Origin of the sequence: Bradyrhizobium sp. S3.12.5, assembly GCF_040548225.1 — a bacterium.
Lineage (GTDB): Bacteria > Pseudomonadota > Alphaproteobacteria > Rhizobiales > Xanthobacteraceae > Bradyrhizobium > Bradyrhizobium cytisi.
Genome location: NZ_JBEPRF010000023.1, coordinates 59344 through 80585, shown reverse-complemented (window position 1 = coordinate 80585; position 21242 = coordinate 59344). Strand labels below are relative to the sequence as shown.

General features: G+C 60.5%; 19 protein-coding genes and 3 pseudogenes. 16 read left to right on the top strand and 6 right to left on the bottom strand.

Annotated elements, in window-relative coordinates:
- Window positions 1-183: 183 nt before the first annotated feature.
- The 4 genes from ABIC09_RS29035 to ABIC09_RS29020 all read left to right on the top strand — a co-directional run bounded on the left by ABIC09_RS29035 (window position 184) and on the right by ABIC09_RS29020 (window position 4024).
- Entirely contained in the window at window positions 184-648 is a 465-nt protein-coding gene (locus ABIC09_RS29035; RefSeq protein ID WP_354111389.1) for a DUF2840 domain-containing protein, read from the top strand.
- On the top strand, window positions 648-1154 hold the full coding sequence (locus ABIC09_RS29030) for a S26 family signal peptidase (protein WP_354111427.1): 507 nt from the start codon (window positions 648-650) through the stop codon (window positions 1152-1154). Before ABIC09_RS29035 ends, ABIC09_RS29030 begins: the two co-directional genes overlap by 1 nt.
- A 204-nt stretch (window positions 1155-1358) precedes the next feature.
- Entirely contained in the window at window positions 1359-2054 is a 696-nt protein-coding gene (locus ABIC09_RS29025) for a lytic transglycosylase domain-containing protein (protein WP_354111388.1), read from the top strand.
- A 242-nt stretch (window positions 2055-2296) separates the two neighbouring features.
- Entirely contained in the window at window positions 2297-4024 is a 1728-nt protein-coding gene (locus ABIC09_RS29020; protein ID WP_354111426.1) for a relaxase/mobilization nuclease domain-containing protein, read from the top strand.
- Window positions 4025-4066: 42 nt separating this feature from the next.
- Here ABIC09_RS29020 and ABIC09_RS29015 read toward each other — a convergent pair whose 3' ends face one another.
- Window positions 4067-4336 (bottom strand): hypothetical protein, encoded by a 270-nt coding sequence (locus ABIC09_RS29015; RefSeq protein WP_354111387.1) that lies wholly within the window; start codon window positions 4334-4336, stop codon window positions 4067-4069.
- A 655-nt stretch (window positions 4337-4991) separates the two neighbouring features.
- Between ABIC09_RS29015 and ABIC09_RS29010 the strand changes: the two genes are divergently transcribed.
- From ABIC09_RS29010 to dctA, 9 genes and pseudogenes are all read left to right on the top strand, one after another.
- Window positions 4992-6968, top strand: coding sequence for a conjugal transfer protein TraG (locus ABIC09_RS29010; protein ID WP_354111386.1), 1977 nt, complete (start codon window positions 4992-4994; stop codon window positions 6966-6968).
- A 10-nt stretch (window positions 6969-6978) separates the two neighbouring features.
- Window positions 6979-7401, top strand: coding sequence for a CopG family transcriptional regulator (locus ABIC09_RS29005; RefSeq protein WP_354111385.1), 423 nt, complete (start codon window positions 6979-6981; stop codon window positions 7399-7401).
- Window positions 7402-7787: 386 nt separating this feature from the next.
- Window positions 7788-8450 (top strand): ribbon-helix-helix domain-containing protein, encoded by a 663-nt coding sequence (locus ABIC09_RS29000; protein WP_354111384.1) that lies wholly within the window; start codon window positions 7788-7790, stop codon window positions 8448-8450.
- Window positions 8451-8532: 82 nt separating this feature from the next.
- Complete coding sequence (locus tag ABIC09_RS28995) at window positions 8533-9852, top strand: MFS transporter (RefSeq protein WP_354111383.1); 1320 nt, start codon at window positions 8533-8535, stop codon at window positions 9850-9852.
- 245 nt (window positions 9853-10097) lie between these two features.
- Window positions 10098-11018 carry a P-type conjugative transfer ATPase TrbB gene (trbB, locus tag ABIC09_RS28990; RefSeq protein WP_354111425.1) on the top strand — a complete coding sequence of 307 codons (921 nt, stop codon included), beginning with the start codon at window positions 10098-10100 and terminating at the stop codon, window positions 11016-11018.
- Window positions 11015-11248: pseudogene (locus ABIC09_RS28985) on the top strand (TrbC/VirB2 family type IV secretion system protein); the annotation flags it as partial. The gene trbB and the pseudogene ABIC09_RS28985, both read left to right, overlap by 4 nt.
- A gap of 35 nt (window positions 11249-11283) precedes the next feature.
- Window positions 11284-11460 carry a hypothetical protein gene (locus ABIC09_RS28980; protein ID WP_354111382.1) on the top strand — a complete coding sequence of 59 codons (177 nt, stop codon included), beginning with the start codon at window positions 11284-11286 and terminating at the stop codon, window positions 11458-11460.
- Window positions 11461-11683: 223 nt separating this feature from the next.
- Window positions 11684-12898 carry a TlpA disulfide reductase family protein gene (locus ABIC09_RS28975; RefSeq protein ID WP_354111381.1) on the top strand — a complete coding sequence of 405 codons (1215 nt, stop codon included), beginning with the start codon at window positions 11684-11686 and terminating at the stop codon, window positions 12896-12898.
- A 535-nt stretch (window positions 12899-13433) separates the two neighbouring features.
- Window positions 13434-14732: a C4-dicarboxylate transporter DctA gene (gene dctA, locus ABIC09_RS28970; protein ID WP_502917711.1), complete on the top strand. Its 1299-nt coding sequence runs from the start codon at window positions 13434-13436 to the stop codon at window positions 14730-14732.
- A gap of 232 nt (window positions 14733-14964) precedes the next feature.
- On the opposite strand, the pseudogene ABIC09_RS28965 reads toward dctA, so the two are convergent.
- Window positions 14965-15118, bottom strand: a pseudogene (locus ABIC09_RS28965) (IS5/IS1182 family transposase); the annotation flags it as partial.
- 189 nt (window positions 15119-15307) lie between these two features.
- Between ABIC09_RS28965 and ABIC09_RS28960 the strand changes: the two are divergent.
- Window positions 15308-15777, top strand: a pseudogene (locus ABIC09_RS28960) (aminotransferase class I/II-fold pyridoxal phosphate-dependent enzyme); the annotation flags it as partial.
- Window positions 15778-16439: 662 nt separating this feature from the next.
- On the opposite strand, the gene ABIC09_RS28955 reads toward ABIC09_RS28960, so the two are convergent.
- The 4 genes from ABIC09_RS28955 to ABIC09_RS28940 form a co-directional block, all read right to left on the bottom strand.
- Window positions 16440-17024: an anthranilate synthase component II gene (locus ABIC09_RS28955; RefSeq protein ID WP_354111380.1), complete on the bottom strand. Its 585-nt coding sequence runs from the start codon at window positions 17022-17024 to the stop codon at window positions 16440-16442.
- A gap of 14 nt (window positions 17025-17038) precedes the next feature.
- Window positions 17039-18415: an aminodeoxychorismate synthase component I gene (gene pabB / locus ABIC09_RS28950; protein WP_354111379.1), complete on the bottom strand. Its 1377-nt coding sequence runs from the start codon at window positions 18413-18415 to the stop codon at window positions 17039-17041.
- 139 nt (window positions 18416-18554) lie between these two features.
- Window positions 18555-18860, bottom strand: coding sequence for a Dabb family protein (locus ABIC09_RS28945; RefSeq protein ID WP_354111423.1), 306 nt, complete (start codon window positions 18858-18860; stop codon window positions 18555-18557).
- Between the two features lie 164 nt (window positions 18861-19024).
- Entirely contained in the window at window positions 19025-19657 is a 633-nt protein-coding gene (locus ABIC09_RS28940; protein ID WP_354111378.1) for a GntR family transcriptional regulator, read from the bottom strand.
- Between the two features lie 131 nt (window positions 19658-19788).
- Between ABIC09_RS28940 and bioB the strand changes: the two genes are divergently transcribed.
- Both bioB and panD read left to right on the top strand, forming a co-directional pair.
- Window positions 19789-20766 (top strand): biotin synthase BioB, encoded by a 978-nt coding sequence (gene bioB / locus ABIC09_RS28935; RefSeq protein ID WP_354111377.1) that lies wholly within the window; start codon window positions 19789-19791, stop codon window positions 20764-20766.
- Window positions 20767-20817: 51 nt separating this feature from the next.
- A complete protein-coding gene (gene panD, locus ABIC09_RS28930) occupies window positions 20818-21177 on the top strand; it encodes an aspartate 1-decarboxylase (RefSeq protein ID WP_354111376.1) in 360 nt (119 codons plus the stop codon).
- Window positions 21178-21242: the final 65 nt, after the last annotated feature.

Genomic DNA, 21242 nt, shown 5'->3' with positions numbered 1-21242 from the left:
AATTGGAGCCACTCGGCTGCGATCCTCGGCAGCAGCAACGAGCGCTGCATCGCTTCGACAACGCCGATCATCGACGCTTCATCACGACCATTCTGCCGAAACCAAGGCTCTGACGTCGATGCGCTGGCGACAGCGCACCCGTTGGCATGTCCAAGATTCCTCTCATGACTATGGAGCGGCCAGGTGAGCGACCTCACAACCGTTGAACTCTTGTGGCTCGAGAAGCGGATCGAGAACCGAATCCGGTTCGGCAAGCCTGCATCGGAGAAGATCCTTGACCATCACAGGCGCATTCTCTCGTTTGTGCCAGGCAGCATCTTTGCGTTCGTGCGCTGGACGTCCAATGACTTCGGAACCACCCTTTCTCGCATCGACATTCTGCGCGCGATCACGCCGGGGCAGCGGTATTCGACCGTGCCTTGGGTCAGCCCCGGCGGCGAAAGCCTGCTGCGGCTCGCTGGCTGGCGAAAGGTCGAGCGCGTTCTCCAGTTGATCGAGGCCGTGGAGTCACTCGGCATCGATCCTACCGATGCAGCCTCCGAGTATTGGCATCACGTCCACAACCGGCTTTCCGTCAACGAAACGCCACGACCTTATACGCGTGCGCGCCACCAGGCATGGCTCCGCCGCTGCAGGATTTTATTCTGATGGGACGGCTAAGCATCATTCTTGCGATATGTGGGGCCACAACGCTCGCGCTTTGGCCGGTCAACGACACCTCACTATCGTACATCTGGAACGCTTCCGAAAGTGTGCCGATCGGCCTCTACCGTTTGCAAGAGACCGCACGATTGCACGTCACTGAGCTCGTGGCCGTTCGGCCACCAGAGCCGCTTGCGAGCTTCCTCGACTTCAACGGCTATTTGCCGAGCGGTCTTCCGATGCTCAAGCGCGTGCTGGCGTTGCCCGGGCAAACCGTCTGCAGAACAGGACTCACAATCGTCGTCGACGGCATCGAAATGGGCCAGGCACGCGAGCGCGACCGCCGTGGCAGGCCATTGCCGGCCTGGCAGGGCTGCCGGGTCGTCGCTGAGGACGAGGTCTTTCTCATGAACTGGCAGTCGCCGGAGTCCTTTGACGGCAGATATTTCGGACCGCTCCCGACATCGGCCGTCATCGGGCAAGCGGTACCGGTGTGGACCAGGGGGGACTGACAAATGCCGGCATTGCTCCAATGGCTTGCGGTTTCTCTATTCGGCCCATCCCAACATCATTTCTCCATCCCGGCCAAATTGCCCGCAATCGGCGCGCGTCGGGGCCGTCTCGCGCCGGCTCAGTGCCGGCCGGGAAGAACGTTGTCCTTGGCGGCTGTCCGCACATTGCTATCGGGAGCCGCTGCTTGCTTTCTGGGAATTCTCATGACGTTCGCAGCGCCATCGGCCGGCAGAGCGGAGGCTGGATCGCGCGCACAAGCTGCGCGCTCCTCAAACCTGCTTCCTGGGCTTGCATACACCGCCTTCGTGACCGAAGCCTCGCATCGGTTCGGGATCCCGGAGCGTTGGATCCGTGCTGTCATGCAGGCCGAAAGCGGCGGGAATACGCACGCCATATCACCTCGGGGAGCGCTCGGGTTGATGCAAATCATGCCCGCGACCTGGGTCGAGCTGAGCGTTCGCTACGATCTCGGTATCGATCCGTTTGATCCACACGACAACATTATGGCTGGGGCAGCGTACCTTCGCGAGATGCTCGATCGTTTCGGATCGGAAGGGTTTCTCGGTGCCTACAATGCGGGACCAAAACGGTACGAGGAGCACCTGGCCACCGGTCGACCGCTTCCGGATGAAACACAAATCTACAACGCTAGACTCGCACCATTGATCGGCATTGAGCAGCGCAACAGCAGTGGTTCGGGTGCCAGACGCTTCGCCGCGTGGCAGCAAGCGCCAGTTTTTGTTGAGCGGTCCGAGAGCTTATTCCCTGACGGAAACTCGGCATCTAGCGTCCGCACAATGAATTCGTCGAAAGCAGCGCCTAAGGCAGGTACGACTGCACTCGTACCTCGGACGACGGGCCTGTTTGTGCGGCGATCAGACGAGGTGCAGTCCCGATGATCGCAATCGCATTTCGTCGCATGATGTCGAAGCTGGTCGCAACGTTGAGAGTGGTCGGCAGAGAGCTGAGAGTGAGCGACCGGGGAGGGCAGGATAAAAGCCGCAAGGTGCGGCCGGTCGGTTGTGGGCAGAAACTGCATCGATTTCAATGATCCGGAAAACATTGCGAATGGCCGACACAACTTGCGATTTCCGACAACTCCCCGTGGTGGCTCGATTTTCGACACGTTCCGTTGAGCAAGATGACCGGTAACGACGATTTCCGCATCCGCCCAGGCCGCATCCGTTCGACGCGCGCGCCTCGGACAAAGCCGTTCTTGGCGCAGGCGCTCAAGGCTGCTCAGAAGGGCGGCGGTCTCTCGCGGGGCAGCCGCAGCCGTGGCAGCAAGTTTGGGCGCGGTCGCGCGGCGAGCCTTGCAGCGACGCGGCTCCTCAACAACCGTGCGCGATCCGCCATGGTCAAGGCGCGGGTCGTGCGACGGATGCGTTCGCCGGGCGCGCTGCGGGCGCATATCGGTTATCTCCAGCGCGACGGGGTGACCCGCGATGGGGCGCCAGGCCAACTCTTTGATGCAGGGGGAGATGCTGCAGACGGACGTGCCTTCGCCGAGCGGTGTGAAAGCGACCGGCATCATTTTCGGTTCATCGTCTCGCCCGACGATGCGGGCGAACTCGCCAGTTTGCGCAGCTTCACGCGTGAGCTCATGGTTCAGGCCTCTCGCGACCTCGGTACTGGACTTGATTGGGTTGCGGTCGATCATTGGAACACCGAGCATCCGCACATCCATATTCTCGTGCGCGGCCGGGCCGATGATGGAGAAGACCTCGTCATCAGCCGCGACTATATCGCAACCGGCTTGCGCGCCCGCGCTGGCGATCTCGTCACGCGCGAGCTTGGCCCGCGATCGGAGCTCGAGATCCGCCAAGTCCTTGAAGCGGAGGTGACGGCCGAACGCTGGACCAGGCTTGACCGGGCGCTGGCTCGGGAAGCTGGCGCGGCGGACGGAGTGATTGATTTGAGGCCAGACCGGGATGCCGGGCGCGATCCGTTACGGGAGATACGAATCGGGCGGATGCGGACGCTCGAGCGGCTCGGCTTGGCGGAGCCTGCGGGGCCTGCACGCTGGGTACTCCCCGGGGACGCGGAACCGCGTTTGCGTATCCTGGGCGAGCGCGGCGATGTCATCAAGCGGCTTCACAAGAGCCTCGCGAACGACGGCGCCGCGCGCGCACCGTCAACTTGGGCGCTCGAAGGCGAACGCCACGGCGAGCCTATTGTCGGCCGTCTCCTCGCACGCGGCCACGACGACGAGCTGAAGGGCTCGGCGTTTGCCATCGTCGACGGTGTCGACGGTCGCGTGCATCACCTGAAGCTTTCGGAGATCGAGGCGGCCGGCGATGGGCCGATCGGTGGGATTGTGGAGCTCCGGCGGTTCGAGGACGCGCGTGGCCGAACACGGATCGCGCTCGCGGTACGCTCCGAACTCGCCATTGACCAGCAGGTCGCAGCGGAAGGCGCGACCTGGCTCGACCGGCAGCTTGTGGCGCGCCAATCTGCCGATTTCTCGCGTGCCGGTTTTGGTGCCGAGGTGCGGGATGCGCTTGATCGGCGCATCGACGTGCTGGCAGGACAGGGGCTGGCACGCCGGGCCGGAGACAAGGTGACGCTTGGCCGCAACTTGATCGAGACACTCCGCCGCCGCGAAATCGAGGGGGTAGGCCGGCGTTTGGCCTGCGAGACGGGGCTGGCGCACTTGCCTGCGGAGGCAGGCGAATCTGTTTCGGGAATCTATCGCCAGAGATTATCGCTTGCGTCGGGCCGCTTTGCCATGATCGACAACGGCCTCGGCTTTCAGCTCGTGCCCTGGGTACCCAAGCTAGAGCACGAACTGGGTCGCCAGGTGAACGGTATTGCTGGTCCCGGAGGGGTGGAGTGGAGCTTTGGTCGGAAGCGCGGACTTTCGATTTGATCCGACGATCTCTGCGGAATCCGTGATCTGGCGGCCAATCGCTCAGTTTAACATCGCTTTGAAGCGTTCGACGGCACCATTGCAAGCACCAAGCTCCTCCAGGCGCGCTCTGCCGGCGTCGGTCACGCGGAAGACCTCAACCTGCCCACCACAAGCCGGATCTCTCACCTTACGCTTGGGCACGATCCAGCCTTTCCTCAACGCGCGCTCCTTGGCAGCAACGCGATTCAGATTTTTGTCCGGAACCGGGTTAGCCACCTCGTTTCCGCTCGACGCGGCGAAAAACAACAGATCGGCCATTGCATCGTTCATTCCTTTCGTCTCCGTGCTGCAAGACATGCGAAATGCGTTTTGGGTTCGGTGGTCGCCTTCACGAGTCCCGTTTCATCTGCGATCGTCGAAGCAAGATGTGGGCCATTTTTGAGACTCCTGCTGCGGCACAAGGGGCGCACCAGAACGTCGGCTGGAGCCGCTGCTTCTCATCCCCAGAGTGAGAGCCGTCGTCGCATCCCGCGAGGACGCCAACATCGACAAGAGATCGTGTGGCGATCGCCAGCTCAGGCAGGAGCGGCCTTTCACTTTGACGCGCTAATTCGATGGCGCGGTATGCGCGCCACCGTGACCCCGGGCCACGATCAACGGGCCATCTCGGCGTTCGTCCCGGCCGAGGCCGCCGGTGCCAAATCCACAACCCGATAGGCCTTGTCATGCAGGCAACGCAGGAAGGGCCGTATCATCGCGGCGGTCCAGGCCTGGGCATCGTGCAACAGAATGATGTTCTTCCCAGACTCTGGCCGCTCGATCACGTTTCTTGGTCTGGACTTGTGTCCTCCCAGTCGCTCGCCCAGAGGTCAGCTCCGAACACGTGCCACCCAGACCCGCCGATCGCTACAGTTTTATGCGCGGGACTGCGACATCCCGGCGATGTGGTTGCGCGCAGCTCGTGGATGCCGTCCAGATCTCCAAAATGTCCGCGACAAAGATCATTTGGCACCAAGTTATCCTGGTCTGTCTCATCGTGCTCGCCTTCCTGTGGGCGGCGACCGAATGGACCGCTTGGCGGCTTGCCTTCCAGCCGCAGCTTGGACCCGCCTGGTTCAGCCTCGGGGGGTGGCCGATCTACCAGCCGGCTGCCTTCTTCGCCTGGTGGTTCAAATTCGATGCTTACGCGCCTGTGATCTTCCTTGAGGGCGGCGCCATCGCCGCAAGCGGAGGAATTGCGGCAATCGCGCTGGCAATGATGCTCTCGGTGTTCCGGGCCCATGAGGCGAGGGACGTCACCACCTACGGCTCAGCGCGCTGGGCCGATTCGCGCGAGGTCAGGCGCGCGGGGCTCTTGGGGCCTGATGGCGTCGTGCTCGGACGTTTTGAGGGCCGTTATCTACGGCATGACGGACCGGAGCATGTGCTCTGCTTTGCTCCGACGCGCTCGGGCAAGGGCGTGGGCCTCGTCATACCGACTCTTCTGACCTGGCCGGCCTCCACGATTGTTCATGATATCAAGGGCGAGAACTTCCAGTTGACTTCCGGCTGGCGCGCGCGATTTGGGCCAGTGCTCTTATTCGACCCGACCAATCCGGCCAGCGCCGCCTACAACCCGCTTCTCGAGATCCGTCGTGGTGATTGCGAGGTGCGAGATGCCCAAAACATCGCCGATATCCTTGTCGATCCGGAAGGGGCACTCGAACGCCGCAACCACTGGGAAAAGACCAGCCACTCTCTCCTTGTCGGCGCAATCCTGCATGTCCTGTACGCTGAAGCCGACAAGACCCTCGCAGGCGTTGCCAATTTCCTGTCTGATCCCTCCCGCCCGATCGACGCTACGCTCAACGCCATGCTCGCAACCCCGCATCTTGGAGGTAGCGTTCATCCCGTTGTCGCTTCGGCCGCGCGCGAGCTTCTCAACAAGAGCGAGAACGAGCGCTCCGGCGTGCTCTCAACCGCGATGAGCTTCCTGGGGCTCTATCGCGATCCGGTGGTTGCCAAGATCACCGCGCGAAGCGATTGGCGCATCCGCGATCTCGTCGACGCCGCCGAGCCCGTCTCACTCTATCTCGTGGTGCCTCCATCCGACATCGTCCGCACCAAACCCTTGATGCGGCTCATCCTCAACCAGATCGGGCGGCGGTTGACCGAAAGCCTGGATCCAGACCGGCGCCGGCGAAAACTCCTTCTCATGCTCGATGAGTTTGCAGCACTCGGCCGGCTCGACTTCTTCGAGAGCCAACTCGCCTTCATGGCAGGCTACGGCATCCGCAGCTTTCTGATCACCCAGAGCCTCAATCAGCTCGAACGCGCCTATGGGCCGAACCATGCCATTCTCGACAATTGCCACGTCCGCATCGCCTTCTCGACCAACGATGAGCGGACCGCCAAGCGCGTCTCCGACGCGCTTGGAACCGCGACCGAATTGCGCGCCATGAAGAACTATGCCGGGCACCGTTTGAGCCCGTGGCTTGGACACCTCATGGTCAGCCGTCAGGAGACCTCACGGCCGCTGCTGACGCCAGGCGAGGTCATGCAACTCTCGCCTAAAGACGCAATCGTCATGATTTCCGGGGTGCACCCGGTGCGCGCCACGAAAGTTCGCTACTATGAGGATCCGCAGTTCCAGCGACGTGTGTTGAAGCCGCCCCGCTTCGAACCGCGTAACTTGTCCGCAGGACCGGATGACTGGTCGGCCGGCGCTCCAATTCCGCCATCAGTCGCGCTACTGACCAGACGCAAGCGCAGGAGTGACGAGGCGAACGGCGGTTTGCGTCGCGAGCCGGAATTGCCGGAACATGAGGAGATCGAGATCAAGGCACCGCTCGGCGAACATGAGTTCGACGCCGACCTCGATGAGGGTGATGCCGATGCCGTCCAGGCACAAGCTCTGAGCCGCTCGATGCAGGGCGTTGCGCGGACCGTCAGCCTCGACGCGGACGATGGGATGGACCTATGATCGGGGCAGCGTGAAAAAGATTCAGCTCAGTATTTATCTCGATCCGGAAATTTTCAAAACCGTTGAGGCCTTCGCACAACGTCGGGGTCAGCCCAAGTCGCTGGTCGCCGAGGCCGCAATCGGCGCGTTTTTTTCTCCCGAGGATTCCGATCGGCGCGAGGCGGCGATCGCCAAACGTCTGGACCGGATCGCGCGCGTGCTTGAACGTCTGGAGCGCAATGATGGCATCGCGCTTGAGACCATCGCGCTCTTCATCCGTTTCTGGCTGACCTCAACGCCGGCGCTCCCCGAACATTCGACGCCCGCCGCGCGCGCCAAGGGCGCGGAACGTTACGATCGCTTTGTTGAGGCGCTCGGACGGCGGCTTGCAAGCGGATCCACCGTCCTGAAAGAGGTGAGCATCGACATGCACGCCTCTGAGAAGCCCGAGTAATCAGTACGCGCGCCCCAAATGCGCCCTCGCAGCTTATGGCAATATGCGGCGCTGGGTTAGATAAGCCGATCCGCAAATCGACAGCACGCCAATAAGCAACAACCAATGGCCGCGTAGTCAAGGCTCCGGGGCCCCGCCGCAAAGGCTGTTAGCTGCCCGCGAATGACACAGACTGACAGATCCAGCTCTTCTTGAGACCGCCTTGTCTTTCTTTGGCTACGCCAGACTACGACGCAGATGTCGGTGCGGTTGAAGTGACATTCGGATTGGCCCTTCTGTCAAGTCCATCGCTGGGGGCGATTCAGCCGTTTCGATTCCGAGACCCACGCCGCGCGTGCCGCGGTGCGCGGGCAGGTCGCGGTCGCCAATCGGGGAGTGAACAAGCAATGCAAGTCGATGGAGAGCTTGGAGGCCAACCCAGCTCGATTGTGAGTCAAGCCGACTGCGATGCGCAGCCGAGCCCGAGCGAAGGAACGCGAACCAAGAAGGTCACAGTTCAGCTCTCCGAGAGCATGTTTCAGCGGCTTGAAGTTGCGACCGAACGCCCGGGGCTCGGCAAGAGCATGGTCATCGAGACGGCGCTTGAACGATTCCTGAATCCTGCACCGCCCATCGAGGGGCTCGTTCATGAGGCTCTGGACCGGATAAGTGGCCAGATGGCCAGGCTCGAGCGCGAGATCGCGATCATCGCCGAGACGGTAGCCCTGCATGCACGCTATCACCTCACCGTGACGCCGCCCATGCTGCCATCCGGGCAGCGGGAGGCGTGCCTGCTCGGGCAGCAGCGTTTCAAGATATTGGCGGAGCAGGTCGAACGGCGGGTACGGCTCGGTCATCCATTGATCCAGGAGACGATCGATCGGCTGGGCAGGCGCAGTCGACCTGCCAGTGAAGCTCATGGCGGTGCGTCACAACGCGCGGCAGAAGAACAGCCGAGAAAGGAAGGTCTGTCCGCAGTCGCGGCGGATGGAAACTCCGAGCCGAGCGCTGCCGCCGAGGAGGGCGGCAGCAATCCAAACTTTCGAAACCTGCCGAATTCCTTTTGTTGAGGCGACTAAGCAGGCCGGCAGAAGCGCGCCGAAGCAAATGAGGGCGCAAACATCGCCCGCAAAACGCCTTGAGCCTTGTCCCTTGTGGGGGCTCATCGCGTGCGTGTTTCTTCCCTTCGCGGCCGGGTACTACCTTTCGTACCTGTTCCGGACCATCAATACGCTCATTGCTGGGCGCCTCGCCTCTGATCTCGGGCTTGGCGCTGCCGATGTCGGGCTGCTCACGTCAATCTATTTTCTGGTCGTTATGGCGGCCCAGATTCCCATCGGCATGTTACTTGATCGCTTCGGGCCGCGCCGGGTCCAGAGCGTGCTCTTGGCTGTTGCTGCAGGGGGTGCCGCGCTCTTTGGGCTATCGACGGGATTCCTGTCGCTTCTTTTTGCTCGCGCCATGGTCGGACTTGGGAGTGCAGCAGCCCTGATGTCCGGGCTGAAAATAATCGTCCTCTGGTTTCCAAGAGAACGTTTGGCGCTGATCAATGGCTACATGATTATGCTGGGCTCATTGGGCGCGGTCACCGCAACGGCTCCTGCCGAAGCGCTCCTGGACTGGATCGGATGGCGGGGTCTATTCGGCGTGCTGGCCGCCGCAAGCGCGCTTGCTGCCATTTTGATCTATCTCGTGGTTCCCGAACGAACCACTGGGCCACAGGGCACCAGGACGCCCGCCACTCTGAAAACCGTCTACTCGGATGCGCGGTTCTGGAGAATGGCGCCCTTATCGGCGACCTGCATCGGGTCCGCTTGGGCACTGCAATCCTTATGGGCGGCGCCCTGGCTTTCCGATGTGGAGCGGCTGGATCGAACGAGACTCGTCAACGAATTGTTCGTGATGGCGGTCGCCCTGAGTCTCGGCGCTCTGGTCTTGGGCGTCCTTGCCAACTGGGTGCGCCGCCGGGCTAAGAAGACCGAGGCCCTGTTTGGCTTGGTCGCGGCGATGTTGATTCTGGCGGAGCTGGTGCTGATCCTGCATCCGCCCTGGCCATCACTCCTGCCGTGGTGCGTGCTGTCGATGGCCGGATCAGCCACTGCTCTGACCTACGCCATCATAGCGGATTATTTCCCGGCCGAGCTGGTTGCGCGTGCCAATGGCGGTCTGAATGTCCTGCAATTTGGCTGGGCTTTCGTCGTGCAGTACGGGACGGGACTGATTCTGGAGCAATGGCCTCTAGAGGCGGGGCATTATCCTGTAACGGCCTATCAGACCGCGTTCGGTGTGAACGTTTTGCTGCAGCTGGCAGCGCTGGTCTGGTTCGCCGCCGTCCCGTGGCTCAAGCGACGGAAACGGGAGGGTGGCGCTTCGGTCACACGTCAACCGGCGGGTGGTTGGAACTCGGTTGAGGCCGTTATTGCACCAGCCGAGCTCGCCATCCTGGAGGCGGACGATCATGTGGAGTGGTGAAGCCGGCTTGTCGCCGGGCTGATGTCCGGAGTCATGATGTTCGTCGCGTCGAAAGCGATCGTCCCGAATCTTTCTTCTTCTACGCCAGACTACGATTGACATGGTCCCATTGTTGCTCTCGCGCAGGTTCCGCTTTTTGTAGTTGTCCTCATGTGAGGTGGCTAGACGCTAGCTGCCTCAGTCAACTGGCGGTAGTCGTGACGATCCATTCATTTCATTCGGAAGCCGAGTTGCGCGGAGCGCGCATGCTCCGCACGGCGCTTGGCTCGGCAATCGCAGGCTTTCTGGAAGATCCGTCGATCGTTGAGGTGATGCTGAACCCCGATGGCCGGCTGTGGATCGACCGGCTCTCGAGCGGCCTTACCGAAACCGGCGAAAGCCTTTCCGCGGCCGACGGCGAGCGAATTGTCCGGCTGGTTGCGCACTATGTAGGGGCGGAAGTTCATCCCGGCTCGCCGCGGATCTCGGCCGAGCTGCCGGAAACGGGAGAACGTTTCGAAGGTCTGCTGCCGCCGGTTGTTGCCGCGCCGGCGTTTGCGATCCGCAAACCCGCGGTCGCTGTCTTCTGCCTGGACGACTATGTCGCTGTCGGCATCCTGAACTTGGAGCAGGCGAACGCGCTTCGTGATGCGGTTGCCGCGCGAAAGAACATCCTGGTCGCCGGCGGCACCTCAACCGGCAAGACGACGCTGACGAATGCGCTTCTGGCGGAAGTGGCCAAAGGTTCGGATCGCGTCGTTCTCATTGAAGATACGCGGGAGCTTCAGTGCAGGGCACCGAACCTCGTGGCGCTGCGGACCAAGGATGGCGTCATCTCGCTGTCTGAGCTTGTGCGCTCGTCGCTTCGTCTGCGCCCTGATCGTATCCCGATCGGCGAGGTGCGCGGGGCCGAGGCGCTCGACTTGCTCAAGGCCTGGGGCACGGGCCATCCCGGCGGTGTCGGCACGATCCACGCCGGCACCGCGCTTGGCGCGCTCCGCCGGCTCGAGCAGCTCATCCAGGAGGCCGTCGTAACGGTCCCGCGCGCGCTGATCGCCGAGACCATCAACGTCATCGCCGTGCTCTCTGGCCGTGGTGCCGAACGGCGTTTGAGCGAACTCGCTTCTGTCACCGGGCTTGGCTCATCAGGCGACTACACCCTTTCGAAAATCGGAGATCAGTCATGAACCTACGATCATCTCTCGGGCGAGGTTTCACGTCAGTTGCGGCATTCGCTTGTCTGTACCTGGTGAGTAGCACGGCCTGGGCCGCCGGCTCGAACATGCCCTGGGAGCAGCCGCTCAACCAGATCATGCAATCGGTCGAAGGACCCGTCGCCAAGATCATCGCGGTCATCATCATCATCGTGACAGGTCTCTCGCTCGCATTCGGCGACACGTCGGGCGGCTTCCGGCGGCCTCAATCGCGTATCAGACGGCGTTCAGTATCAATGTGCTGCTGCAGCTGGCCGCGCTGATCTGGTTCATCGCCCCTTGGCTCAGAGAGTTGAACTGGAAATCTCAGATCGCCCTCAAGCGCAAGGCGACGGACCAAAGCAGGTCAGTTCACGTCGTGATCCCGAGCGCTGAAATGGTCATCCTGGAAACCGATCAGGATGTGGAGTGGTGAACTCGGCCATGCGCTGCCTGGCTTCCCGCCTCGTCGGTCTACAGGTGCGTCAAGAACGTCCGGCCGACTGATTGCCTGAGATGCTCCAAACAGCTGGTCGGATCTGCGACATGCGTCGCGAGGTCGACAGGGACGATACGAAAAATGCGTAATATCAATGAGCGCTGGCTGGCATGCGACTTGCTATTTTTCTCGGCAGAGCCAGGTAAAGCGAGTTTGAGCAATGACCAGTCTGACTGAGAGCGCAAGTCAAGTCGGTGCGGCGAATGTGCTGAGCGTCGGTTCGCGGGCCCCCTCGATCAAAGTTGAGGACTGGCTGCGTGGCCATCCGGTTACAAAGTTCGAGCCTGGGAAAGTATACATCGTCGAATTTTGGGCGACGTGGTCCGGAGCATGTATCGCCTCGATGGCGAATTTGGTGATCCTGCAAGACAAATACAGGAACAATGGAGTTGAGGTGGTGGGCATCGCGGCTCACGAACAAGCTTTGACGGCAGATGAAGCGCGAGCCAGCCTGGACGCCTGGTTGACGAAGAGCGTGCCGAAGCTGAACCACGCGATCGCATTCGACTACGCGGGCGAAATGAGCAAGCTTTGGATGGATCCCAGCTTTTCTGTCGGAATTCCCACGTCATTCGTGGTCGACCGTGACGGCCGCTTGGCCTTTATCGGCCATCCGACGCAACTCGATAACGCGTTGCCCAAAATTCTGAACGGCTCCTGGGCAGTGAGCGATGAAGCCAAAGCGCTGGATGCGGCGAGCTTAAACACGGGTCGACGCAGAAAGCGCGAACTATCGAAGAAGCGAGCGCTGGTGGAGCCGATCTTTGCCAGACTTGACCCCGCCATCAAGAGTAAGGATTGGGCGGCAGCCCTTTCAGCGGTTGAGGAGGCACTCGGTGCGATGCCGGACGAGGTCGCCTTCCGTGGGCTTCATGCGGAATTGTTGCTTCACAAGATACGCGACATGGGGGCCGGCCTGCCGGTATTGCGCCAATTGGTTCGCGACGCGATCGAGAAGAAATCGGTGGTTTGGATGAGCGTGGCCATCCGCCAACTGTTCGACCCCGCGAAAGACTACTTCGGTTTCCCACATGCCGAGCGCTTTGCCATGGGCAAGGACCTCTCCGAACACATCCTGGCGGCGAATCCGCCCCAAGGCAGCGAGGGCGCGAAGTTCCTGTCGTACGGGGCGGTCGCTCAGTACTATTACGAGACCGGTAAAAGGGGTCGCGCGATCGAATTGGTCGAGGCGGCGCTGAAGTGGCTGGATGCAGCGCCTGCCTCGGATGTAGCGAAACGGGATGTCGTGCAGTGCTCTCTGCAGGCTTTGGCGAGCTACAGGAGTGAGAAGCTCTGTTACGAAAAGTGTTGTTCAGCCGCGCAAAACGCGGCTCCCGAGAAACCGGAACCGAGATCGCCAAGGGAGGCAGCGTGAGCAATGCTGCTTGCCGTGTCTCTTCGGCCTGGTGGTTTGCGATCAAAATCGATGCCTCTTGGGAATGTCGGGACATTCACCTTGAAGTGAGGATAAGACGAGTGAGCGGTTGAACGCGGGCGAGCCGACCACCACAAGATATTTACGGCGAATGTTTCTTCAAGATGCGCCACGCTTGGGTGTGATAGCGGCGAGGGTGCCTGTCCAGGTGAAGAGTGGTCGCCGGCTGCTAAGGCTGGCGTCTTAGAAGATGCTGGATGGCATCTTCGAACAACAAAAAATAGAAATGGGTGGTGACGCCGATGCTTTCCAGCTCTCAAGGAAGCTTTCTCAAGTTTCTATGGTTGCTCTCAGAAGCGATTCAGAACTTCGTTTCGCTTCGACCACAAGCCGACTCGGGAGAGGCGCCAATCCGCGGCAATGGACGGGGCCATCTGGGGCGGTCAGATTCTCCTGCGCCCCGCAACGAAGGAACACTGAGCGAAGCCGTACCTTCATTGTCCCCCCTCTTTGATACCACGGCGCCGGGGCGAGCATGATTTACATTCACCGCCAGTGCCGTTCTGTCAAAGCCGCCGCCCTGTTCCAGCCATCTGGCCCCTGGTACAAAGTTCTTTACATCCAGGTACTCATCGCGATCCTGGTTGGCATTCTCGTTGGCTGGTTGTGGCCTGCTGTGGGGACGAGCAGCTGGGTCAAAGCGCTTGGTGACGGTTTCATCAAGCTAATAAAAATGGTGATTGCGCCGATCATCTTCTGCACTGTTGTGTCCGGAATTGCGCATGTTCAGGATGCACGAAAGGTCGGCCGAGTCGGCGTCAAGGCGCTGCTTTACTTCGAGATCGTATCAACCTTCGCGCTCGTCCTGGGTCTCGTGATGGGCAATCTCGTTCAGGCCGGTCATGGGCTCGCTCCCAGGGCTGATGCTGCGGCGGTAGCCAACTACGTCAAAAGGGCGGAAGGGCAGAAGGCGGTCGATTTCCTCCTCAATATCATTCCTGATAGCGTGGTTGGCGCCCTGGCACGAGGCGACGTGCTACAGGTGCTGCTGTTTGCCATCCTATTCGGGTTCTCGCTGATGGCGCTTGGCGAGCGGGGTGAGCGGATGCGCGGTCTGGTTGACGATGCTGCGCACGCGGTGTTTGGTGTCATTAGGATCGTGATGAAGGCCGCGCCGATCGGAGCGTTCGGCGCAATGGCCTACACCATCGGCGAATTCGGCCCCTCCGCGCTCGGTAAACTCATCGGATTAGTTGCGCTGTTCTATGTGACAGCCGGGCTCTTCGTGATCATTGTGCTTGGCCTGATCGCGCGCTTGGTCGGCTTTTCTATCATAAAGTTCATCGTCTACATTAAGGACGAGCTGCTGATCGTGCTCGGAACATCGTCGTCCGAGAGCGCACTGCCGCACTTGATGGAAAAGCTCGAACGGCTGGGCTGTTCCAAGCCGGTCGTGGGCCTAGTGGTGCCGACCGGATACTCTTTCAATTTGGATGGGACCAACATTTACATGACGTTGGCGACCTTGTTCATCGCACAGGCGCTTGGGGTCGACCTCAACTTCGGCCAGCAGCTCACGATACTGGCTGTGGCGATGCTCACCTCGAAGGGCGCAAGCGGTGTTACCGGTGCCGGCTTCGTCACCCTGGCCGCAACGTTGACGGTGGTCAGTCCTGAGCTTGTCCCGGGCATTGCGATCGTATTCTCGATCGATAAGTTCATGAGCGAGGTGCGCGCGCTTACCAACATCATTGGGAACGGTGTCGCCGCCGTGTTTGTGTCCTGGTGGGAAGGCGAACTCGACCATGTCTCGCTACAGACGCAGCTCAAGTAGCTCCGCGACTCAGCTCGGCCTTTGACGGGACATCGGTGATGTGAATCCAGCAGCCTGACAAAAACCGTACACTTCAATCATGTCCGGCAGCACCAGCGTATCCCCGAAACATCAATACCGTGCTGATGCGGTTAACGGTTTTGCGACGCTCGTGTTAACCGGGTGCTGCATGGTTTGAGAAAGGTGACTCCAACGAAGAGAAAAGACAGTGCCAAAGGTATTATCTGGACGTGGCGCGCTTGATCTGCTTGGCGTGGGCATAGCGCTGATGCTGGATCAGGGCGAACTTGGCCCACCCGCGCATAGGACTGGCGCAACGCCATTCCGCGAAGCCTCGCCAGCCGCACCAGCTTCTCGCGCGCCCGGTTCAGGAGCTTCGCATCGGTGTGAATGTCACGTCAAAGCCAGCCGCGCCTCGTTGGAACGGGGGAAGATACGGGCGATGCTCCTGCGGATACCTGGCCAGAATGCGCATTCCAGGGATGGTGATCAGGTGTTCCTGGCCATGGTGGTCGCGGATTCCAATGATCGCGATCAGATGCGGAGGCGAACACGGCTGACGGGTTTGTGTGTGCTGGAAATGGTCTCCTGGTCAAGGCTGGTGGGTTGGTCCGAAGTCCATGGGAGGGCCTCGTGCGCGGCGCGAGGTACCCCCAACGATAGCCGATCGGTATGACGCGTTTCTGATGGTCGACGAGGCCACGGGCGTGTATGGCGAGCAGGGACGAGGACTGACGGCGCCCTTTGGGAAGCGGGAGAATGTCCTGGTGCTTCATACGTGTGGCAAGGCTCTGGGGGCCGCCGGCGCGCTGCTGACCAGCGCACGAGCGCTGCGCGACTTCTTGGTCAATCGCTGCCGTCCATTCATTTTCGCCGCCGCGCCGTCCCCATTGATGGCCATCGCTGTTCGGGAGGCGCTCCTTATCCTGCAGCAGGAACCTAAACGACAGCAGCGTCTGGCCAATCTCGTAGCGTTTGCGCACGAGAGATCCGATCCCGCGGTATTCGGCGCCCTTCGGGCTCCCAGATTGTGCCCTATATCGTTCTTACGGTCCCAATCGCGCGCGATGGTTTAGAGAATCCGCTGGCAGACCGGATCGTCTGCTACTTTCTCCCGACTTGGACTGGGCCGCTGCTGGTCCCGGAAGTGGCCCATTTTTCTGTGTCAGGAATTGCGCACCCTGCGCCAGCCCGAAAAGGACTTCAGGTAATCTCATTGCGAGCCACTCACCAAGGACGTCGAAGATCTCATGCGTTTTGACACGGCCGTACGCGCCATGTCGCTAAAGACGAGCAAACATGTGCAGTGAGCGGGCTTGGCGGTCCGGCTAGACATAAGCTCGCGTTCGTCCTGGATCGCACCATACGTCCTTTATCGACTGCATGGCGACCGACATCGAGGTGCTTGCCACGGGCACCCGACTGGAAGTCTTCTCGCCCCGAACTCGCCTGTATTTATCGTGTCGGATGTCCTGACCTTCAGGAGACAGTCAAAGCGACCCGCGATCAAATGGCATTGCTCGACTTCAATCGATCGTTCGAACCGCCGAATTTTAAGGATGGCAGGGGCTTCTGGCGAGTATTGGACAGAATCACCTCCACAAAAGCGACACGGTCAATGCAGAGCCGCAACCAAGCCAAGGCGGGCACCGAAGATATACATCCGGTTCTGCATCTGATTGTACGTGAAGTCGATCTCTTCCCCAGTCAAGAAAGAAACTCGGCTGCGAGCCGCAAGAACCTTGCAAACAGCACGTCGCCGTGCTGGGTCAATATCGATTCCGGATGGAACTGCACGCCATATGTCGGGTGGCGGCGGTGTACGAGGGCCATGATCTCACCCTCGTCCGAACGTGCCGTCACCGCGAGATCCGGCGCGCATGATTGATCAAGTTCAACAACAAGAGAATGGTAGCGTCCGACGCGAAGTGGGGAGGGAAGCCCTTTGAATAGCTCTCGGCCATCATGCGATACATGCGAAGAGCGGCCGTGCATGGGCCGACGTGCACGCACCACGTGTCCACCAAAGACGCTGCCGATGCACTGATGCCCCAAGCAGATGCCAAGAATAGCAACGCGACCTGAAAGCTCGCGGACGACAGCGGTCGATATTCCGGCCTCAGTTGGTGAGCATGGTCCGGGGGAGATCACCACTGCGCGCGGGTTGAGGCCAACAATATCGTTGACGCTGACCACGTCGTTCCGGGTCACCTCCGTCACTTGCCCAAGTCTGTGGAAATAGCGCGCAATATTGAAGACGAAGGAGTCGTAGTTGTCGATGATGACGATCAAGATGCACCGGATGTCTAAGCACGAAATGCGTCGAAAATTCGCTGCGCCTTGGCGAGCGTCTCGTCATACTCGGCCTCGGGGTCCGACATCGCGGTGATCCCGCTTCCTGCATGAAAAACAGCCTGACTGTCGTCCAACGTCACGGTCCGGATCGCGATGTTCGAGTCCATGTAACCGCTGAATCCGATGAAGCCGATCGCGCCACAGTAGACTTCTCGCGCGATACCCTCGATATTCGCAATGATCTGCATCGATCTGACCTTGGGCGCCCCGGTGATGGAGCCACCTGGAAAGCAAGCTCGAAGCAGGCTGACCGCGTCGTGGTCGCCTGAAAGTTGCCCCCTGACGATCGAAACGAGGTGATGCACCGAAGCATAGGATTCAAGGTTGCAAAGGGCGGGAACCTCGACAGAATCCGGAGTGCATACCCGCGACAGGTCGTTGCGCAACAGGTCGACGATCATCGTGTTCTCGGCGCGGTCTTTTTCGGAAATCAGTAGGATCTTTGCGCGGCTCTGGTCTTCCCCGAGATCAATAGAACGCGCAATCGTGCCCTTGATCGGCCGAGTTTCGACTTGACGTCCTTCAAGCTTCAAAAATCGCTCCGGCGAGCTCGATGCAATCGTCAGTTTGCCGTAGCGGAGCAAGGCCCCAAAGGGCGCCGGGTTCATCGACCGGAGTCGGCAGTAGAAGGCAAATGGATCGAACGAGGTCGATAGCCTGGCGCTGAAGCGCTGCGCAATGTTCGCTTGAAAGATCTCGCCAGCCAAGATCAAGTCGATCACGCGCTGTACCGCGGCGATATAACCCCCACGGCCGAAGCTCGAATGCCATGTGCCCGCTATGGCTGTCGAGTTGTTCGACGGCGACTTTTGATTCGCGAGGAGAGCTGCAAATTCATCGGCTCGACGGCGTGCGCGCTCGATACGTCGTGCGGGATCCCCCTCCGGCCACCCAGTGGAAACAATCCAGCATCTGTCGTGAAGGTGGTCGAAGCCGATGACGACGTCATAGAAGTGCACAATCGATTCGGGCAAATGCTGACCCGGAGCCGCCGGCCGCGGCAATCGCTCCAATGTCCTGTTCAGATCGTAGGCGAAGAAGCCAGCCGCGCCTCCTTGGAACGTGGGAAGATCCGGGCGATGCTCCTGCGGATACCTGGCGAGAAGCCCTCGGAGAGCTTCCCATGGATTGCCCTCGAGAGCCTCTCCATTCCAACTCGCTCCTCCGTCCACGACCATATAGGTCCCGAACGGATCGCAGGTCAGATATGAGTAGCGCCCAAGCGCCTCGTCTCTCGTGGCACTGTCGAGAAACGTGAGGTGCGATCGATGCGCCAGAGCTGGCATCGCTGTGGCAGGGTCAATCCACGGCAGCTCGCGGACGTGCATCGTGGATCAATCGGCCTTGACTGAGGTACGATCTGGCGCACATCGATTTTGACCACGAGTCCGCAAGCTGGCGAAACCGATCATTATTTGTTCTCCGCAATGGACCGCGATGCGCCGATCAAGTTCGTCATCATGCCGTTCAAGAAGAACGCGCTTCTATTGGTACATCGAAGTCGGCCGCGAACCGCAGCTCCCGAAGTGGTCGAACCCGCCGGATGGATTCCTGATAGAGATGATGCGCTTTGTAGGCCGCGAGTTCGGTCTCATCGTCGAACTCGCCATAGACGACAACATCGATGTCATTGCCGAGTTGGTCGGTCTTGCGGTTGCGAGCAATCTCGAGCCGGCGCGCATGAGGAATCGTAGTGAGAACCGATAGACCTTCGACGATCTGGTCGATATGGGCCCTCTCCTTGGCGGTGAACAAGACGATATGACGAATTATCGACGGCCCCAGATTGATCTCGCAGGTAGGTCACATGACTATCTCGGGATCGAGCCGACTGCAACGTACCGCCGCAAACCGCCTCGACCGGCAAGAGCCTCGCCGTTCGACACGCGTGCAGCCAGGCGGTCCGCGACGAACTCGTCGAATGTGGTTCGTGGTCATCAGGCGGGAAGGGAGAGGCGCTCGATCGTTTGAATGTGACGCGAGAGCAGGTGACAGGCCTGATCGAGGTTCCGCGCCCGCAGCGCTTGCAGAATAAGGCGGTGATCCTGATTGGACCGGGGGCGCCAGCCGGCAGACCGCGCCATGGCGAACACCAGTCGAGAATTTGCAAGCTGTAGTCCCTCGAGGTTGGCGAGCAGGCGTGGCATCCCACAGGGCGCCACCAGCGCTTGGTGAAACGCGCGATTGGCCCTCTCGAACGCCTCGATGGTCTGGGCATTGTCTCCCTCGGTCAAGGCGAGTTCGATCCGTGCCAGATGGGCCGGAGTGAGCTTTGGAGCCGAGTTGCGCAACGCGACCACTTCGAGCGCGGCTCGCATCTCGGCGATCTCCTTCACTGAATTGATATCGAGTGGGGCAACTCGGACGCCGCGACGCGGCACTGCCACGACCAGATGCTGGGCCTGCAGTTGTCGGAAGGCCTCGCGCACCGGGACGTGGCTGGAATTGAATTCGCGGGCGACATGGTCTTGGCGGAGTGGGGCACCAGGCTGCAGCTCGCCGCTCATAATGCGCCCACCGACCGACTCCGCTATGCGCGCTACGACGGTCGCGCTCTCATCGGCGATCATAGATTATCTACCACAAAAACGAGTGCATTCACGAAGGCGCTCAATTAGCATTCGTTCGCGGGTGATGACTATAGATAATTATTGCGATTATCTATGATTTGCGTGGGTGCCGAGTGGTTTCTGGTCCGGGAGTGCAGCAAACAAAGAGGAGCAATCGCGGGCTTGCTCGCGGTGGTTGGGAGGGCGCCCAGGCGGTAGCGCTCTATGAGCTTCCTTTTGCCGAGCTTATGTTTCGGGCACAGAGCGTTCATCGCCAAAATTTCGATTCAAATCGCGTCGAGATCGCAAGCCTGCTCAGCATCAAGACGGGCGGGTGTCCGGAAGACTGCGGCTACTGTTCTCAGAGCGCGCATTACGACACCGGTGTGAAAGTCACCCGTCTGATGGATTGCGCCGATGTGGTGGCAGCCGCGCAACGCGCCAAGGTTGCCGGCGCAACTCGCTTCTGCATGGCCGCGGCCTGGCGTAGTCCGAAGGACCGTGATCTCGCGCAGGTCTGTGACATGGTGAGCGCGATCAAAGCTCTCGGATTGGAAAGCTGCGTCACGCTCGGCATGCTGACACTCGGACAGGCCGAACGGCTCGCCGAGGCCGGGCTCGATTTCTATAATCACAACGTCGACACCTCGCCGGAGTTCTACGGCAGGATCATCACGACCCGCACCTTGCAGGATCGGATCGAAACTCTCGAACATGTGCGGAAGGCCGGTATCAAGGTCTGCTGCGGCGGCATTGTCGGAATGGGCGAGCGCGTCGAGGACCGCCTCGCCATGCTCGTGTTGCTCGCCAACCTCCCGAGCCATCCGGAAAGCGTACCGATCAACCTGTGGAACGAAGTCGAGGGCGTGCCCGTCAATGACACTGCGGAACGTCCTGATCCGATCGCCCTGGTACGCTTGGTCGCAACGGCGCGGATCATGATGCCGAAGAGCGTCGTGCGTTTATCCGCAGGACGGCAGTACATGACCGATGAACTCCAGGCGCTGTGTTTTCTCGCCGGCGCGAATTCGATCTTCATCGGCGATGTTCTGTTGACCACCAGAAACCCGAAGGCCGATCGCGACGCAGATTTGCTGGATCGGCTCGGGATCGCCTCCGGCCTTGCCTGACAAAACAGGCCGAATGAATACGCTCTGCGCAAACTCCAGTTCAGGTGAAAAATGCAAATTACCCTGATGAAGGGCAAGATCCATCGCGCCTCGGTGACCGAAGCTGATCTGCACTATGAAGGCTCGATTTCGATCGATCGGACACTGTTGGAGGCGGCAGGAATCCTGATCAACGAGCGCGTCGAGATCTACAACGTCGAAACCGGAGCCCGGTTTGCCACCTACGCGATCGAGGCGCCCCAAGGATCCGGCACGACAAGCCTGAACGGTGCTGCTGCGCGACTCGCCCTGCCTGGAGACAAAGTCATCATCGTTGCATATGCCTCCTTTGACGAGGCCGAAGCCAAGATCTTCAGGCCGCGAGTGGTTCGGGTCGACCGAGAAAATCGGATTCTGATCGGTCAAATCTGAGAGATCTGCTGAGGCGTTTGATCTTTCCGACCGCCACAAGCTTGGCAAAACCAGAGCGCGAGTGA

Coding starts and splice junctions, on each gene's coding strand:
- panD (WP_354111376.1), top strand. CDS start 20,818: ATGCAAATTACCCTGATGAAGGGCAAGATCCATCGCGCCTCGGTGACC.
- ABIC09_RS29010 (WP_354111386.1), top strand. CDS start 4,992: ATGTCCGCGACAAAGATCATTTGGCACCAAGTTATCCTGGTCTGTCTC.
- ABIC09_RS29000 (WP_354111384.1), top strand. CDS start 7,788: ATGCAAGTCGATGGAGAGCTTGGAGGCCAACCCAGCTCGATTGTGAGT.
- ABIC09_RS29020 (WP_354111426.1), top strand. CDS start 2,297: ATGACCGGTAACGACGATTTCCGCATCCGCCCAGGCCGCATCCGTTCG.
- trbB (WP_354111425.1), top strand. CDS start 10,098: ATGCTCCGCACGGCGCTTGGCTCGGCAATCGCAGGCTTTCTGGAAGAT.
- dctA (WP_502917711.1), top strand. CDS start 13,434: ATGATTTACATTCACCGCCAGTGCCGTTCTGTCAAAGCCGCCGCCCTG.
- pabB (WP_354111379.1), bottom strand. CDS start 18,415: ATGCACGTCCGCGAGCTGCCGTGGATTGACCCTGCCACAGCGATGCCA.
- ABIC09_RS29025 (WP_354111388.1), top strand. CDS start 1,359: ATGACGTTCGCAGCGCCATCGGCCGGCAGAGCGGAGGCTGGATCGCGC.
- ABIC09_RS28940 (WP_354111378.1), bottom strand. CDS start 19,657: ATGATCGCCGATGAGAGCGCGACCGTCGTAGCGCGCATAGCGGAGTCG.
- ABIC09_RS28975 (WP_354111381.1), top strand. CDS start 11,684: ATGACCAGTCTGACTGAGAGCGCAAGTCAAGTCGGTGCGGCGAATGTG.
- ABIC09_RS29015 (WP_354111387.1), bottom strand. CDS start 4,336: ATGAACGATGCAATGGCCGATCTGTTGTTTTTCGCCGCGTCGAGCGGA.
- ABIC09_RS29030 (WP_354111427.1), top strand. CDS start 648: ATGGGACGGCTAAGCATCATTCTTGCGATATGTGGGGCCACAACGCTC.